This window comes from Streptomyces sp. NPDC031100 (genome assembly GCF_055570785.1).
Genome location: NZ_JBVIGN010000001.1, coordinates 105,596 through 120,938 on the forward strand (window position 1 = coordinate 105,596; position 15,343 = coordinate 120,938).

Below are 15,343 nucleotides of genomic sequence, written 5' to 3' on the forward strand. Positions count from 1 at the left end.
TTGAAGGGAGGGCAGTCAGTGGCAGGGCGGGTCGTAGGGCTCGCCGGGGACGTAGGCGTTCCATTCGTCCTCGGTGATGACGTCACCGATGCTCTTGCAGAGGATGTATCTCAGGTCCTTGGGGTTGGTGGCCCAGACGTCCACGGTCGTGCCGGCGGCGGCCAGCAGGGGCTTCCCACTGGAGCTGTACGACAGGCTGCCGAAGCCCCCGAGGCTGCTACGGTCGTAGGCGAACGCGGCCTTGTAGACCGGAGTCTCCGGGTCGCTGACGTCCCACAGCTCGATGTGGCCGACGATCTCGTTCCCATCGGTCGTGCTCGGGTCGCCGGCGCTTCCCCAGGCGAGGGTGCGGCCGTCAGGGCTGAAGGCGATGCCTCCTCCTGAGCCGATCGTGCGCATCACCACCGGATAGTGCGAGTCGTCCGTGATCCGGCCGTCCTTGATCGGCCACAGGCGCGTGGTGTCCCCGGTGTCGGTGACGGCGAGCCATTTGCCGTCGGGGCGGAAGGCGGACTGCGACACACCGGCGCCCCGGGTGAGCCACCGGGTCGGCTGAGGTACGGGATGCCGTGGGTTCGCCACCGTCCAGGAGAGCAGCGTGTCGGCGGTGTTGGCGACCAGGAGGCGACCCTTCGGGGAGAAGGCGAGGTAGAAGACATCACCCTTCATGGACGCGGTCCGGCGGGGGCGGGAGACGTTGGTGACGTCGAACAGCTTGACCGAGGGTGTCTCGCTCCGGACGTCGATGTGGTCGTTGTTGTCGGCCACGGCCAGCAGGTGTCCGTCAGCGCTGAAGGAGACGTCCTCGACGCCGTTGGCGATGTCCGTGATGGTGGCGATGACGGGTGCGCCGGACCGGCGGGTGTCCCGCAACCGGACGACATGCTTGTTCCCGCTCAGCTCGCTGAGTGCGAGGATCTTCCCGTCGGGGCTGAAGGCGGCTCCTTCCGCACCGATGTCGCCGCTGCCCGGCAGCCGGGCCACGCTCTTGTGGAGCGTCGCCGCACCACTCAGGTCCCACAGGGCACCGCCGTCGGCACCGTGAATGACCAACAAGCGCCTCGAACCGCCGCTCAACGTCGCGGTCGTCTGGAACCCGGACGGAGTCTGCCCGAAGCTGGCCGCGGCGGTGGGCGTTGCCGTGTTCTCCACGTACCACAGCTGGACACCACGGCCGGTGGCCCGCAGCAGTCGGTGGCCGCGCGGCGTGAACAGGGCGGGACCGGCCATCCCGTTGGCCTCGCTGGCGCCCTTGAGTTGAGTGGACTGTCGCAGATGCGGACGCGAGCCGACGTCCCAGAGATAGGTGCTGTTGCCACAGGCGGTTGCAAGATTCTTTCCGTCGGGACTGAACGCGGCGGAGGCCAGGTTTGTCGAACAGTCGGTCAGGAACTTCTCCTGCACCGTACCCGCCGACGTCGGCTGCCCATGGTCCCGCAGTTGCCACAGCCGGAGCCCGATCTGCTTCCCGTCGCCCGGCCCGGCCAGCAGCCGTCCGTCCGGGCTGAACGCCACCTGGTGCAGCGCCTTTCCGTTCAGGTCGTAGGTCTGGGAGCCCAGTTTGAGGCCGGGAAGGACCGCGAGGGCCGAGGTCCGCCGCCGGTCCGACGTGTCCCAGAGCCGCACCTTGCCGTCACTGCCGGCACTCGCCAGGAGACCCCCGGACGGGGCGAAGGCGACCGAGTGGACGGCTCCGGTGTGGCCGCTCAGGGTGCGCAGCGGGCGTGGGGCGGACCGGTGGGCGATGTCCCACAACTGGACGCTTCCGTCGACGCGGCCGAGAGCGAGCATGCGGCCGTCGGGGCTGAGGGTCAGCGACAGAGCCTTGACCTGCTGTCGGCCGGGGACAGCGATGCGACGCGGGTCGTTCGGATCGGTGACATCCCACAGCCCCAACGAGCCACTCGCCGTGCTGCCCGCACGCACGACGGCCAGGAGCCGTGCGTCGGAGCTGAGCGCCACCGCTCCGGTGCGCATCTGGCCAAGGTGTCCCAATTGCTTCCTCTTGCCCTGCTCCGTGTCCCACAGGACGGCATCGGACCCGGTCGAGACGGCCATCCGGTCGCCTCGGGCGTCCAGCGAGATGTCGCCGGCGGAGGCATCGGACATGAAGACGCCCGGCAGCTCCATCGCGGCGATCATGGAAGCCGTGTCGGTCTGCGGGTCCAGTCGGTTCGCGACCAGGCTGAGTTGCTTGGCCAGCCCGGGTCGGCTCTCCCTCAGCTTCTCCGCCTCCACCGTGACCAGCCGTGCGACAGCCTGCCGACGCTGAGCCGCCTCCTTCTGCCCCGACCACCACGCCAGGCCTCCCCCCGCCCCGGCCAGCAGCGTCAGCACACACATACAGGCGATCACAGCCCTGCGGATGCGCACCCCACGCCGTTCCTGACGCCACGACTGGTTCAGGAACTCCGCGAGCCGTGGTTCGAGTTCACCGGCCTGACCCTTGCCCTCGGCGGCAGCGGTCAGACCCGCCCCCTCCAGGCGTTCACGCGTGGCGGCGAGCCGAGGGCCCCGATAGAGCAGCGAGGGATGCCTGTCCGCCTCCCACCAGGCGGCGGCATCGACGGCCACCTGCTGCCGCGCACGCAGCCAGTCCCGGTCCGCGTCGATCCACTCGCGCAACCGGGGCCAGGCGTGCAGCAGGGCGTTGTGGCTGATGCGGACCGTCCGCTCGTCGAGGACCAGCAGGCGCGCCGCGGCCAGCAGGTTCAGGGCCCGCTCGGCCGCCGCCGGGTCCGGCAGGCCGTCCAGCAGTACGGTCCGGTCGACGGGGCGGCTGGTGTCCGGGGCGTCGTCGTCGATGTGCACGAGACGCGGCAGCATGCGGCGGGCGGCGGCGCGGCCCGCGTCGTCCAGGTGGTCGTAGGTGTCGTCGGCGGTCTGTTTGATGGCCTCGTCGATGCCTCCGCTCTCGCGGTAGCCGGCGACGGTCAGCCGTCTGCCCTGCCGGTGTCGCCAGGTGGACCAGAGTGCGTGGGAGAGCAGGGGCAGGGTGCCGGTCTGGGACCGGGTCAGCCGGGCGGCGCCCAGTTCGTGGATGAGCAGGTCCGCGAGGCCTTCGTCGAGTTCCAGGCCGACGGCACCGGCCGGACGCTCGATCGCGGCCCTCAGCTCCTCCTGCCCCATCGGGCTGACGAGCACCTGGTTGGACCGCAGCACCGTGTCCAGTTCGGGCAGCGCCTGGGCGTGGCCGTAGAAGTCGGCGCGCAGGGCGGCGACGACGAGGGTTCCGGCCTCGGCCAGGGCCGTCAACGCGGCGAGGAAGGCGGTGCGTTCGGTTCGGCTGCGGCAGAGGGTGAACAGCTCCTCCAGCTGGTCCACCACCAGCACCAGCCGCCGCCGGTCCGGAACGAGGTCGTGGACCCAGCCGACGGCGGCTTTCGGGTCCTCGGCCGACAGGAGGGTGTCCCCCCGCAGGGCGGTCGTCAGGCTGCGGAGAGGGTGTTCGCCGGGGGTCAGGACAAGGCTGGGCCAGGCGGCCGAGCCGGGCAGCAGCGGGGTTCCGGCCCGTAAGGCCGCGAGGAGCCCGGCGTGCAGCAGTGAGGTCTTGCCGGCGCCGGACGGCCCGACCACAGCCAGCGGCCGGCCCTGCTCGACGGCCTGGAGGCAGCCGCGGAGCAGCTCGTCGACCAGCTTCTCCCGGCCGTGGAAGAACTCCGCGTCGTCCACGGTGAACGCGTCGAGGCCCGGGTACGGGCAGGGGCCCGGCGCGGGCTCCTCGGCCGCGGTGGCGTCCGGCTCGTCGGTCGTGGGTGTGGCCGCGTTGACGGCCACCACCAGTCCGCCCGAGCGGTCGCCCGCCTGGCGGCGGGGCAGCGGACCGCCGCGGGCCCGTAACGCGCGGAACAGGTGGTCGTAGACGTCGTCCAGGGTGAGCAGGCGCGGTGCGCGTGGATCGCCGTCACGCAGAAGGGTGATCAACTCGCCGGTGAGGGCGGTGTGTTCGGCGTCGTCGGGGGCCAGGGCCAACTGCTCGGCGGATCCCAGCAGGTACATCCCGTGTCCGGCGGGCAGGCTGAAGGCCGCGGGCTGGGGCGTACCGTTGCCCAGCCGGGCGCGTCCGGAGAAGCAGCAGTCCAGGATGACGATCACGGACGCGGCGCGGCACAGGGTGAGCGCCTCGCGCAGGGCCGAGAACGACAGGGCCTGGTGTGCGGCGAGGCCCGGGGTCAGCCGGTCGGTGGCGCTCGCGGCGAGGTACAGCTCGTCGCCGGGGCCGATGAGGCCGTGTCCCACGTAGTACACGAGCAGGGTGCTCTCGGCCTCCTGCGCCGCGTCGGCGACGGCCAGGGCCATCGTGCGGGCGTCCGCCGGGTCGATGAGCGTACGCAGCCGGTCGGGGGTCACTCCGCAGCGAACGGTCAGGGTGGCCGCCAGGGCTTCCACGCTGCGCGGCACGGCCGGTACGGAGGTCAGTGTCGGGCCGTGGTGGGTGCCGGTGCCGATGAGCAACACCCGGGCGCCGGAAGACGCCAGCGCGGTGCCGGGCGTGGGGACGGTCGGTGACTCGGTGGACCTGGTGGTCATAACGCGCCGCCGTCCGGTTCCGGGCCGCCCTGGCCGCCCTGGCCGCCCTCCAGGATCCGGGAGGTGTCGGTCACGAAGGTGCGCAGTTCCTGGGGGGTCATCGGCCCGACGAGCTTCGTGGAGATCTCCAGCGAGGCGCCGTCGGGCCGGGTCGCCTTCACGGTGACGTCGCTGTGCCGGCTGCGGATCCAGGCCACCAGGGCGGTGGTGAGTCCGGTGACCGCGCCGCCGGAGCCGAGCGCGACCACCAGGCCGTCGAGGACCGGGCCCAGTGTGCCGGGCACGGGTGGTCTTTCCTGCGGAGTGACCCGGCCGCGCAGCTCGCCCTCCTGGGTGAGCCAGGCGAGCAGGGACCTCGTCTCGTCGGCTGCGCCGGCATCATCCGTAACGCCGACGCGGACATCCACGCGTACGTCCACAGGTTCCCCCGATCCTGCATCCTGTCCCAACGGACCGTCGGACAACAGGGTAGAGGGAGCGGGGGAAACCTGACCCGGGAATTCCGGTCACTGGTCCGTCCTCTGGTCCACCTCGAACGCGCCTCCTAATTCATGGTCGCCCCGATCGTCGTACTGCCCGTCGTCAGGAACGTCGTCGACGGCAGGGGGCCGTCCGACTTGCGGGCGTTGTACGTCGTCGACGCGTCCATGGAGACGAAGGACGGGGTGGAGATGCCGGAGTCCCAGTTGTTGCCGGCGGAGCCCACCGACGAGCCCTTGCTGACCAGCCCGCTGCCGTTCGGTGTTGGAGTTCTCCGTGAAGCCGTTGCCGCCGTCTCCGAGCCGTACGCGGTCAGGGTGATCGGGTTCGAGGAGGTGCCGTTGGCCGTGGACTGGAGGGTGGCCGTCGGGTAGTAGGTGCCGCCGCGCACCTGGATGACGGTACCGGCGGTGGCGTTCTTGATGGCGTTCGTCAGGTGGGTGGAGTTGCTGACGACCACGGTCGCGGCGTGGGCGGGCGCGGCGACGAGGCCGAGCCCGGCGACGGCGAGGACCATGAGGCTGCTCTTGATGCGACGCATGACGTGCGGGTCCCTTCGTCGACTCAGAGCGAGCGGTGGGGGTGGGAGTGGGGTGCCAGTCGCCGAGGTAAGCCGCCGGGGTGTGCAGACTGTTCTCCGTTCTCGGTGAAGCGCTTTCCGATCATTGTTCGAGATCTCGGTCATACGGAGCTGCGGTCGAGGGCGACTCAGCCCGCGTACGGGTCCTGCACCGTGCCCGGTCGCGCGAGGAACTCGAAGTCGCAGCCGGTGTCCGCCTGGGTTATCTGCTCGCTGTAGAGCGCGCCGTATCCGCGCTCGTACCGCACGGGCGGCGGTGTCCATTCGGCCCTGCGGCGCGCCAGCTCGTCGTCGTCCACGTCGAGCTGGAGAGTGCGGCTTGCGACGTCGAGCGTGATGCGGTCTCCGGTGCGGACGAGGGCCAGCGGACCCCCGACGTACGACTCGGGCGCGATGTGCAGCACACATGCGCCGTAACTCGTGCCGCTCATCCGGGCGTCGGAGATCCGGACCATGTCCCGTACGCCCTGCTTCAGCAGGTGGTCGGGGATCGGCAGCATGCCGTACTCGGGCATGCCCGGGCCCCCCTTGGGCCCGGCGCCCCGCAGCACCAGCACGCTGTCGGCGGTGATGCCGAGCGCCGGGTCATTGATGGTGCGCTGCATGGCCTTGTAGTCGTCGAAGACGACTGCGGGGCCGGTGTGCGCGAGCAGGCGGGGCTCGGCGGCGATGTGCTTGATGACGGCGCCGTCCGGGCAGAGGTTGCCGCGCAGCACGGCGACCCCGCCCTCGCTCGCGACCGGGTTGTCCCGGGGGCGGATGACGTCGTCGTTGTGCACCCGGGCTGCGGCGATCTGCTCGCGCAGGGTGTCGTACGACACCGTCGGCCGGTCGAGGTGGAGCAGATCCGGGATGCGGGAGAGGAAGCCGGGCAGGCCCCCCGCGAAGTGGAAGTCCTCCATCAGGTAGCGCTGTCCGCCGGGGCGGACGTCGGCGAGGACCGGGACCGTGCGGGCGATGCGGTCGAAGTCGTCCAGGGTGAGCCGTACGCCCGCCCGGCCGGCCATGGCGATCAGATGGATCACGGCGTTGGTGGAGCCGCCCAGGCCGAGCACGGTGGTGACGGCGTCCTCGAAGGCCTCGCGGGTGAGGAGGTCGGACAGCTTCCGGTCCCGGCGGACCAGTTCGACGACGGTCAGCCCCGCCCTCGCGGCCATCCGGTCGTGCCCGGAGTCCACCGCCGGGATGCTGGACGCGCCCGGCACGGTCACCCCGAGCGCTTCGGCCGCGGCGGTCAGCGTGGACGCCGTACCCATCGTCATGCAGTGGCCGGGCGAGCGGGCCAGGCCGCTCTCCAGCTCGGCCAGCTCGCAGTCGCCGACGAGGCCGGCCCGCTTGTCGTCCCAGTACTTCCACATGTCGGTGCCGGAGCCGAGGACTTCACCGCGCCAGTGGCCCGGGAGCATGGGCCCGGCCGGTACGAAGACGGCGGGCAGGTCCACGGATGCGGCGCCCATCAGCAGCGCCGGTGTGGACTTGTCGCAGCCGCCCATCAGGACGGCGCCGTCGACCGGGTACGAGCGCAGCAGCTCCTCGGTCTCCATCGCGAGCAGGTTGCGGTAGAGCATCGGGGTCGGCTTCTGGAAGGTCTCGCTGAGGGTGGAGACCGGGAACTCCAGGGGGAATCCGCCCGCCTGCCAGACCCCGCGCTTCACGGCCTGCGCCCGGTCCCTCAGGTGCACATGGCAGGGGTTGATGTCGGACCAGGTGTTGAGGATCGCGATGACCGGCTTGCCCAGATGCTCCTCGGGCAGATAGCCGAGCTGACGGGTGCGGGCGCGGTGGCTGAAGGAGCGGAGCCCGTCGGTGCCGTACCACTGGTGACTTCTGCGTTCCTCCGGCCGCTTCACAGGGACCACCCGGCGGCGATGGCGGCGACCTCGGCGCGCTCTTCTTCGGGCAGCTGCCTGCTGGGCGGGCGGACGTCCCGGCGGCACAGGCCGAGCGCGGCGAGGGCCTCCTTGACGACCGTGACGTTGTTGGCGGAGCCGTGGGCGGCGCGCAGTTCCTCGAAGCGGCGGATCTGCTCCCAGACCTTCATGGCGGCCGGGTAGTCACCGGATCGAAGCGCTTCGATCATGTTCAGCGAGACAGCCGGGGCGACGTTCACTAGCCCGGAGGTGAAGCCCGTGGCGCCCGCGGAGAAGTAGGAGGGGGCGTACGGTTCGGCGAGGCCCGCCACCCAGACGAAGCGGTCCAGGCCCGCGTCCCGGGCGAAGGCCGCGAACCGTGCGGCGTCCGGGACGGCGTACTTCACGCCGATGACGTTCGGGCAGTGGTCGGCGAGTTCGGCGAGGCGGGCGCCGGGCAGCTGGGCATTGCGGATGTAGGGGACCACGCCCAGTTCGGGCACGGACTCGGCGATGGCGCGGTGGTAGTCGACCCAGCCGGCGGCCGAGACGTACGGGTGGACGGGCTGGTGGACCATGACCATCTGCGCGCCGAGTGCGCGGGCGTGCCGGGCGGAGGCGATCGCGGTGGGCAGGTCGTGGCCGACGCCGACCAGGATCACGGCACGGTCGGCGGCCTCCGCCGCGGTCAACTCGGTGACCAGGCGCCGCTCTTCGGGGGTGAGGGCGTAGAACTCGCCGGTGTTGCCGTTCGGGGTGAGGGTTCTGATCCCGCCGTCGAGCAGGCGACGCAGCAGGGCCCGGTGGGTGTCCTCGGCGACGGAGCCGTCCTCGGCGAAGGGGGTCACCGGGATGGCCACCACGTCGGCCAGGGCCGTGCGTTGGGTCTCGAACGTCACGCTGCTCATTCCTGCCCGTCCTCGGGGTGGGGCTCGGTGTCCGAAGGGAAGGCCCGCTGGACGAACGACGCGATGTGGGCGTGCAGGGCGCTCGCGGCGCCGTCCGCGTCGCCGTCCAGTGCGAGCCGCAGGATCTCGCGGTGCTCGGCGGCCTCCCGCTCCCAGGAGGGGGCGGCCGCCCAGGCCACGGCCGAGACGAGGGCGGCCTGGTCGCGGACCTCGTCCAGCATCCGGCCGAGCAGCGGGTTGCCGCACGGCAGGTAGAGGGCGCGGTGGAACTCCCGGTTGGCCAGGGAGCGTTCGGCGGTGTCGGCGGCCGTGTCGGCGCGGGTGAGTGCCTCCCGGGCGGCATCGAGCAAGGCCCCGCGCCGCACGGCCCGCCGCAGCGCTTCCGGCTCCAGCAGCAGCCGCACGTCGTAGACCTCGCGCGCCATGTCCGCGTCCACCATGCGCACCGTGACGCCCTTGTACTGGTTCATCACGACGAGACCGGTCCCGGCGAGCGTCTTGAGCGCCTCCCGCACGGGGGTCTTGGACACCCCGAACTGCGCGGCCAGCTCCGTCTCGACCAGGGCCTGTCCGGGCGTCAACTGCCCCGTCAGGATGCGGTGTTTGATCGCGTCCAGCACGACTTGCGTGCGGGACGGGATAGGGGTGGGCACAGAGGTCATGCGGCCCTCTCGGATCTCACATATCGCGTCTCATATATGACGTACGACGTACGACGCGTTGAAGGTAGGAGGGGGCCCCTGGTTCGTCAATTCTTCTGACAAAGGAAGTTGAGGGGGAATCAGACCGTGCGGGTGTCGCCCTCGACGGCGGTGTACGTGGGCCGGCCGGCGATGTCCGCGGCGCGGGCGGTGGCGGCCTCACGGGTGAGCGTGGGCCCGACATGGGTGATGAGCAGCTCGCGCACGCGCGCGTCCCGGGCGATACGGCCAGCGTCCTCGGGCGTCAGATGGACCTGTCGGGGGTGTTCGCCTTCGCGATGCACGTCGATGTCCGCCTCGCACAGGAACAGGTCAGCGCGGGAGGCGAGTTCGGTGAGCGCGGGGCAGGGTCCGCTGTCTCCCGAGTACGCCAGCACGCTGCCCTGGCACTCGGCGCGCAGCCCGTACGCCTCGGTGTCGTGGGCGACGGCACGGGCGGTCAGCCGGAGGTTCCAGTGCCGGACGTCGTGGCCGTCGTACAGGTCCCGGAAGTCGAAGACGCCCTTCAGGAACTCGACGTCCGGGCGCCCGAAGAAGCCGGCCAGGCGCCGCGCGCAGTCCTGCGGCGCGTACACGGGGATCGGCGCGTGCGGGGTCATCCCGCCGAAGGCGAAGGCGTAGGCGGCGGCCAGGAGGTCGGCGCTGTGGTCGGCGTGCAGATGCGAGATCCAGATCGCGGTGAGCCGGGCGGGATCCGTGTGCCGCTGCAACGCGGCGAACGTACCGGGCCCCGCATCCACCCACACCTCGGCCCCGCCACCGGACACCAGGTACCCGGAGCAGGGCCGGTCCGGGCCGGGGTGCGGGGAAGCGGTACCGAGGACGGTGAGGGTGAGCGGCATGGAGGGAGGGTACGACGTCTCGGACCCGCCCCGGTCAGGTCTCCATCACGGCATCGCAGTCGGGGCAGACCACGGACGCGTACTCGGCGGGGTACCACGGCGCCCGAGGGTGCTCGGAAGGCTTCCAGCCGGCCTTCTCCATGGCGAAGGTGTCCTTGCCGCAGAGCGTCCGCGGGCCGGCGGCGTCCGGCCTGCCGGGGGCGGCGGGCACCGCGTGCACCCGGCGGGGGCGCCGCCCGGCGTCGGGCGAGCCTGTGGCCACCGGCTGGTCGAGCTCGTACACGACGACGATCTCGCTCATGTCTCCACCGTAGGCGCCTTCGGGGCTGATCCCTACGGCCGCCACCCCGGGTCCCGTCCGCTCAGCCCCACCGCGCGGTCCAGCAGCGGCGCCTGCTCCGGGACCGGGACGACCGGGCCGAAGAGGCCGTTGCCGCGTTCCGGGTCGTCGGCGGCGGCGCGGAGGAAGACGAGGGCCGGGTCGGGGGCGGCCGGGTCGGGGGCGGCCGGGTCGGGGGCGGCCGGGTCGGGGGCGTAGGGCCGGCCGGTCGCGCGGGCCAGGTTCCAGCCGTGGATCGGTGGTCGCACCGAGGTCCTTGCGGGCGGCGTCGCGGAAGGCGACGGACAGTCCCAGCACTGGCCGAGCAGGTTGCGTACCGCCAGGTCCGGGCACGGTGTGGGGGCGGACAGCTGGTCGTCGGTCACGGACTCGGCGAGCCGCGTACCCGCGCCCACGGTGACCGGCCGCCGCCGAAGCACCACAGCGCGATCACCGGGTCACAGAGCGCGCACCCGAAGGACGAGTCGTGGGCGAACGGGATGATCGGGTGGCCCTTGAGGTGGTGCACGACGTCCCACGCGGTGTGCAGCAGTCAGGTTCCGACGGATCGCCGCCGCGGCAACGGGCCGGAATAGGGCACCTGACCGATCTGCCCCTACCTCCCTTACGTCCACGATGACCTGGCATGACGACCTCCTGGACCGTGCTCCGCGTGCTGCGGGACCGCAATGCCGGGCTGTATCTCACGGGCTTGCTGGTGTCGGCCTTCGGCACCTCCTCGCTGTGGCTGGCGTCGGGCGTGTGGGTCAAGGACCTCACCGGTTCCGACGGCCTGGCCGCCGTGTGCATGCTCGCCCTGTGGGCGCCCACCGTGGCCGGCCCGGCGCTCGGCACCCTCGCCGACCTCTGCCGCCGCAAGCCCCTGCTGATCACCCTGAACCTGGGCCTGGCAGCCCTCCTCCCCACCCTCTTCACCGTCGACTCGCCCGGCGGCGTGTGGCTGCTGTTCGCCGTGCTGTTCCTGTACGGCGCCGTCGGTGTCGTCGGCGAGGCCGCCGAGTCGGCCCTGGTCGCCGCCGCCGTCGCCCCGGACCTTCTCGGCGACTTCAACGGACTGCGGATGACCGTCACGGAAGGCATGAAGCTCGTCGCCCCGCTGACCGGCGCGGGCCTCTACGCGGTGTGCGGCGGACCGGCCGTCGCCTGCCTCGACGCGGTCACCTTCGTGCTCGCAGCCGGGCTGTGCGCCCTCCTGCGGGTGCGCGAGGAGCGGCCGGTCCGCTCCGGTGACGGCTGGTGGCGACGGACGGCGCAGGGCGTCCGCCATCTGTGGGGGCACCCCGGGCTGCGCCCGCTGGTGCGGGCCGGCGGCACGACGATGCTGCTCGCCTCACTGAGCAGCACGACGGTGTACGCCGTCGTGGGCCGCCTCGGCCACTCCCCCGCCTACGCGGGCGTGCTGTACGCCGTCCAGGGCGTCGGCTCGGTGGCGGTCGGGCTGGTCTCCGGGCCGGCGCTGCGGCGGCTGGGCGGGCGCCGTTTCGCGGCGGCCGGGATCGCGCTGACGGCGGCCGGGGTGGCCGCGCGGGCCGTGCCGTCGGATCCCGTGGCCCTGGTGGCCGGAGCGGCCATCGGCCTCGGCCTGCCCTGCGTGCTCATCGCCGCGCTCACGGCCGTACAGCGCGAGACCCCGGGGCCGCTGCTGGGCCGGGCGACCGCCACCGCCAACACCCTGATGTTCACGCCGAACGTGATCGGGCTGGCGGTCGGGGCCGCTCTGGTCGAACTGGCCGGCCCCGGGCTGCTGTTGCCCCTGTACGGCCTCGCGCTCCTCGTGACGGGCGGCGCGCTCGCGGCTCACCGCGCGCCGAGCGCCTCGCGTACCGCGGTGAGGTCGCCGTCCGACGCCAACCCGGCGTGATACAGCCGCAGTTCCGTCGCGCCGTGGGCACGCGCGCGTGCCGCGTCCGCCGCGAGGGTGCCGGGGCTGCCGCCCATCCCGGAGACCATGGTGAAGTTGGCGGCCAGGACGGTGTGTTCGCGCGCGTGCTCGGCGAAGGGCGCCAGCAGGGCCGTACCGCCCGTGCACGGCACGACCACGCCGTCCGCGACGGAGAGGATGTGCGCGGGGTCGACGCCGACGTTGGCGCCGCAGTGGTACGGCACCGGGTCCGCGTGCAGCAGGACCTGGAAGCCGTCAGGTGCGGCGGAGCGTACGGCGGTGACGGCCTGCTCCTGGAGGGTGCGGGCGGTGGTGTCGCGCCACGCGCGCGTGGCGGCCGCCGTGTCCTCGCCGAGGAGCTTCTCGACCGTCGGCCGGCCCCCGTCGTCCGCGGCGCCGCGCCACAGGGGTTCGAGAGCGTCCCGTACGGCGGCCGCCAGCCCGTCCGCGTCGAGGCCCTGTTCGCCGTATCCGGCGCGGCAGGCCGGGCAGAAGCAGAGGGACATCAGGTACTGCCCGGCGTCCCCGAGGCCGACGCCGGAGGTCTTGTCGTGGGCGTGCAGGTGCTGGAGGCCGTACCAGCCGAGGGACTCCAGTTCGGTGCCGCGCGCGCCGGGGCGTACGGCGGCCTCGGCGGCGAGGTCGACCAGGTACGCGCGCATGGCGGGCTGGGCGATGCAGGGGGCCCACGGGTAGCGGTCGCCGTAGGCGTTGACGACCGAGGTGTCCGGATGTTCCGCGCCCAGACGGGAGTTGTGCGCGAGGACGACCCAGGTGTGCACCTCCAGACCGGCCGCCGCGAGCGCCTCGGCCGCCTCGCCGTAGGCGTCGCCCGGGGCCCAGCGCCCGGCCGGGTACGGGCGCAGGCCGCGGCCCGCCCAGCGGCTGCCGACGGGGTACAGGGCGGCCGCGTACTCGGCGGTGACGATGCGGTGGCGCGGGTGGCGGGGGGTCAGGGCGCGGGTGGAGTGGTAGGCGGACGCGAGGGTCGCCTGCCGCACGCCGAGTGCGGCGATGCGGGCGGGGGCCTCGGGGTCCCCGTTGACGTCCCAGGGGTAGACGAACGCCGAGGCCTTCACGCGTCCTCCTCCAGCAGCGCGTATCCCCGCTCGATGAGCTGGGCGAGCTGTTTGACGTGGTCCTCGCCGGGCTCGTGCAGGGGCGGCCGGACCTCGCCCACGTCCAGGCCGCGCAGCCGTACGCCCGCCTTGACGAGCGAGACGGCGTAGCCGCGGCCCTGGGCGCGCAGTTCCACGAACGGGCGGTAGAAGCCGTCCAGGAGGCGGCGCACGGTGTCCTGGTCGCCCTCTTGAAGGGCCCGGTGGAAGGCCAGGGCGATCTCGGGGGCGAAGCAGAAGACGGCGGAGGAGTAGAGGGTGATGCCGAGGGCGCGGTAGGCGAGCTGGGTCTGCTCGGCGGTGGGCAGGCCGTTGAAGTACAGGAAGTCGCCGGGGGCCTCGGTGCGGACGGCGCTGACGATCCGCTGCATGAGGTCCAGGTCGCCGAGGCCGTCCTTGAGGCCGATGACGCCCTCGGTGCGGGCGAGTTCGACCACGGTCCGCGGAGTGAAGACGGCGTTGTCGCGCTGGTAGACGATCACCGGCAGGGCGGTGGCCGCCGCGACCTGGCGGTAGTGCCGCAGCAGGCCCTCCTGACCGGCGAGCACGAGGTACGGCGGCATGGCGAGGAGCCCGTCGGCGCCCGCGGCCTCGGCGAGACGGGCGTAGCGGACGGCGAGCGCGGTGCCGTAGCCGGCGCCCGCGATCACCGGGACGCGCCCCTCGGCCGCTTCGACGGCCGCCCGGACGCAGGCCTCGAACTCCTCCGGCAGCAGCGCGTGGAACTCCCCGGTGCCGCAGCAGGCGAACACGGCGGCGGCACCGGCGGCGACGCCCCTGCACACATGGGTGCGGTAGACGTCGAGGTCGACCGCGCCGTCGGGGCCGTAGGCCGTGACCGGGAAGAACAGCGGCCCGCTCGGATCGCGGAGCCGGGCGGCGAGAGGGACTGGCGTCACGGGCGCTCCCTGTCGGTGCATGTTTCTGATCGACGTCCATATTTCTGAACATCGTTACGCTAAAGGCCCGCCTCGGGGCGGGTCAAGCGCGCAAACCCGCGACACAGCAACGGTTTCCCACTCCAAGGCACACTTGACTAGGTCCGACGCAGCTCCCTAGCGTGTCCATGAATGTGAATCCCGTCCATGCATGCGGCCACCGTCGTCAAGGAGATCGAGGATGCCCGCTCCCCGCACCGTTCTGCTCACCGGCGCCGCCGGCGGGCTCGGCACGCTGATGCGGTCCCTGCTGCCGGAGTACGGCTACACCCTGCGCCTGTTCGACGTGCGCCCCATCGAGGACGCGCCGCAGGCCGTCACCGCGGACCTCACCGACAAGGAGGCGCTGCGCGAGGCCGTGCGGGGCGTGGACGCGGTCCTCCACCTCGCGGGCATCTCCCTGGAAGCGCCCTTCGAGGACATCCTGAAGTCCAACATCGAGGGCACCTACAACCTCTACGAGGCCGCCCGCCTCGAAGGCGTGCCGCGGATCGTCTTCGCCTCCTCCAACCACGCCGTCGGCTTCACCCCGGCCCCGCGCCCCGGCGACCCACTGATCCCGATCGACACCCCACACCGCCCGGACACCTTCTACGGCCTGTCCAAGGCCTTCGGCGAGGACCTCGCCCAGCTCTACTGGGACAAGCACGGCCTGGAGACCGTCTCGGTGCGCATCGGCTCCTGCTTCCCCGAGCCGACCAGCGTGCGCATGCTCTCGGTGTGGATGAGCCCGGCCGACGGCGCCCGCCTCTTCCATGCGGCCCTGACCGCCGAGGAGGTCGGCCACACCGTGGTCTACGGCTCCTCCGCCAACACCCGCCTGTGGTGGGACCTGACGACCGCACGGGCGCTCGGCTACGAGCCGCAGGACGACTCCGAGCCGTACGCCGAGAAGCTGATCGCCGAGCAGGGCGAGCCGGCCCCGGAGGACCCGGCCCACAGCCACCTGGGCGGGCACTTCGTGAGCGACCCGCCGATGTGGCCGTACTGAGCGCTCAGCACTCCCTCGGCAGATCCCCTCAGCGGCGGAAAACGATCGCTCACGGCGGCGGGGGGGGAAAAGAAACCCCCCCACCCCCCCCCCCCCCCGCCCCCCCCCCCCCCCCCCCCCCCCCCCCCCCGCCCGGGACCGGGACACCTTCGTCCTGCTCTGGCTGGGCCACGGCGTCGGCGC

12 protein-coding genes and 2 pseudogenes are annotated in these 15,343 nt (G+C 72.4%); 2 read left to right on the plus strand and 12 right to left on the minus strand.

From position 1 onward, the window contains the following. Positions 1-15 precede the first annotated feature (15 nt). From ACZ5DS_RS00520 to ACZ5DS_RS00565, 10 genes and pseudogenes are all read right to left on the minus strand, one after another. On the minus strand, positions 16-4,530 hold the full coding sequence (locus ACZ5DS_RS00520; RefSeq protein ID WP_468232529.1) for a caspase, EACC1-associated type: 4,515 nt from the start codon (positions 4,528-4,530) through the stop codon (positions 16-18). Beyond that, positions 4,527-4,949, minus strand: a complete 423-nt coding sequence (locus ACZ5DS_RS00525) for an effector-associated constant component EACC1 (protein ID WP_468232531.1) — start codon at positions 4,947-4,949, stop codon at positions 4,527-4,529. Before ACZ5DS_RS00525 ends, ACZ5DS_RS00520 begins: the two co-directional genes overlap by 4 nt. Before the next feature lie 125 nt (positions 4,950-5,074). Further along, positions 5,075-5,551, minus strand: a complete 477-nt coding sequence (locus ACZ5DS_RS00530; protein WP_468232533.1) for a hypothetical protein — start codon at positions 5,549-5,551, stop codon at positions 5,075-5,077. Positions 5,552-5,718: 167 nt separating this feature from the next. Continuing rightward, positions 5,719-7,449, minus strand: coding sequence for an L-arabinonate dehydratase (gene araD, locus ACZ5DS_RS00535; RefSeq protein ID WP_468232534.1), 1,731 nt, complete (start codon positions 7,447-7,449; stop codon positions 5,719-5,721). Continuing rightward, a complete protein-coding gene (locus tag ACZ5DS_RS00540; protein ID WP_468232536.1) occupies positions 7,437-8,348 on the minus strand; it encodes a dihydrodipicolinate synthase family protein in 912 nt (303 codons plus the stop codon). The genes araD and ACZ5DS_RS00540 overlap by 13 nt, the downstream gene beginning before the upstream one ends. Then, a complete protein-coding gene (locus tag ACZ5DS_RS00545; RefSeq protein ID WP_468232538.1) occupies positions 8,345-9,010 on the minus strand; it encodes a GntR family transcriptional regulator in 666 nt (221 codons plus the stop codon). Before ACZ5DS_RS00545 ends, ACZ5DS_RS00540 begins: the two co-directional genes overlap by 4 nt. 119 nt (positions 9,011-9,129) lie before the next feature. Beyond that, positions 9,130-9,891, minus strand: coding sequence for an MBL fold metallo-hydrolase (locus ACZ5DS_RS00550; protein ID WP_468232540.1), 762 nt, complete (start codon positions 9,889-9,891; stop codon positions 9,130-9,132). 34 nt (positions 9,892-9,925) lie between these two features. Next, complete coding sequence (locus ACZ5DS_RS00555; RefSeq protein WP_468232542.1) at positions 9,926-10,192, minus strand: hypothetical protein; 267 nt, start codon at positions 10,190-10,192, stop codon at positions 9,926-9,928. A 32-nt stretch (positions 10,193-10,224) separates the two neighbouring features. Next, a pseudogene (locus ACZ5DS_RS00560) lies at positions 10,225-10,653 on the minus strand (DinB family protein). Continuing rightward, positions 10,593-10,763, minus strand: a pseudogene (locus ACZ5DS_RS00565) (DUF6010 family protein); the annotation flags it as partial. The pseudogenes ACZ5DS_RS00560 and ACZ5DS_RS00565, both read right to left, overlap by 61 nt. A gap of 93 nt (positions 10,764-10,856) precedes the next feature. Here ACZ5DS_RS00565 and ACZ5DS_RS00570 point away from each other — a divergent pair. Beyond that, entirely contained in the window at positions 10,857-12,092 is a 1,236-nt protein-coding gene (locus tag ACZ5DS_RS00570; protein ID WP_468232544.1) for an MFS transporter, read from the plus strand. On the opposite strand, the gene ACZ5DS_RS00575 is transcribed toward ACZ5DS_RS00570, so the two are convergent. Beyond that, entirely contained in the window at positions 12,029-13,192 is a 1,164-nt protein-coding gene (locus tag ACZ5DS_RS00575; protein ID WP_468232546.1) for a hypothetical protein, read from the minus strand. The genes ACZ5DS_RS00570 and ACZ5DS_RS00575 overlap by 64 nt on opposite strands. Continuing rightward, a complete protein-coding gene (locus ACZ5DS_RS00580; protein WP_468232548.1) occupies positions 13,189-14,130 on the minus strand; it encodes a 5-dehydro-4-deoxyglucarate dehydratase in 942 nt (313 codons plus the stop codon). Before ACZ5DS_RS00580 ends, ACZ5DS_RS00575 begins: the two co-directional genes overlap by 4 nt. A gap of 220 nt (positions 14,131-14,350) precedes the next feature. Here ACZ5DS_RS00580 and ACZ5DS_RS00585 point away from each other — a divergent pair, with 220 nt between their 5' ends. Beyond that, the gene (locus tag ACZ5DS_RS00585) at positions 14,351-15,160 is read left to right on the plus strand and encodes an NAD-dependent epimerase/dehydratase family protein (protein WP_468232550.1); all 810 of its coding nucleotides are present in this window, start codon (positions 14,351-14,353) and stop codon (positions 15,158-15,160) included. Positions 15,161-15,343: the final 183 nt, after the last annotated feature.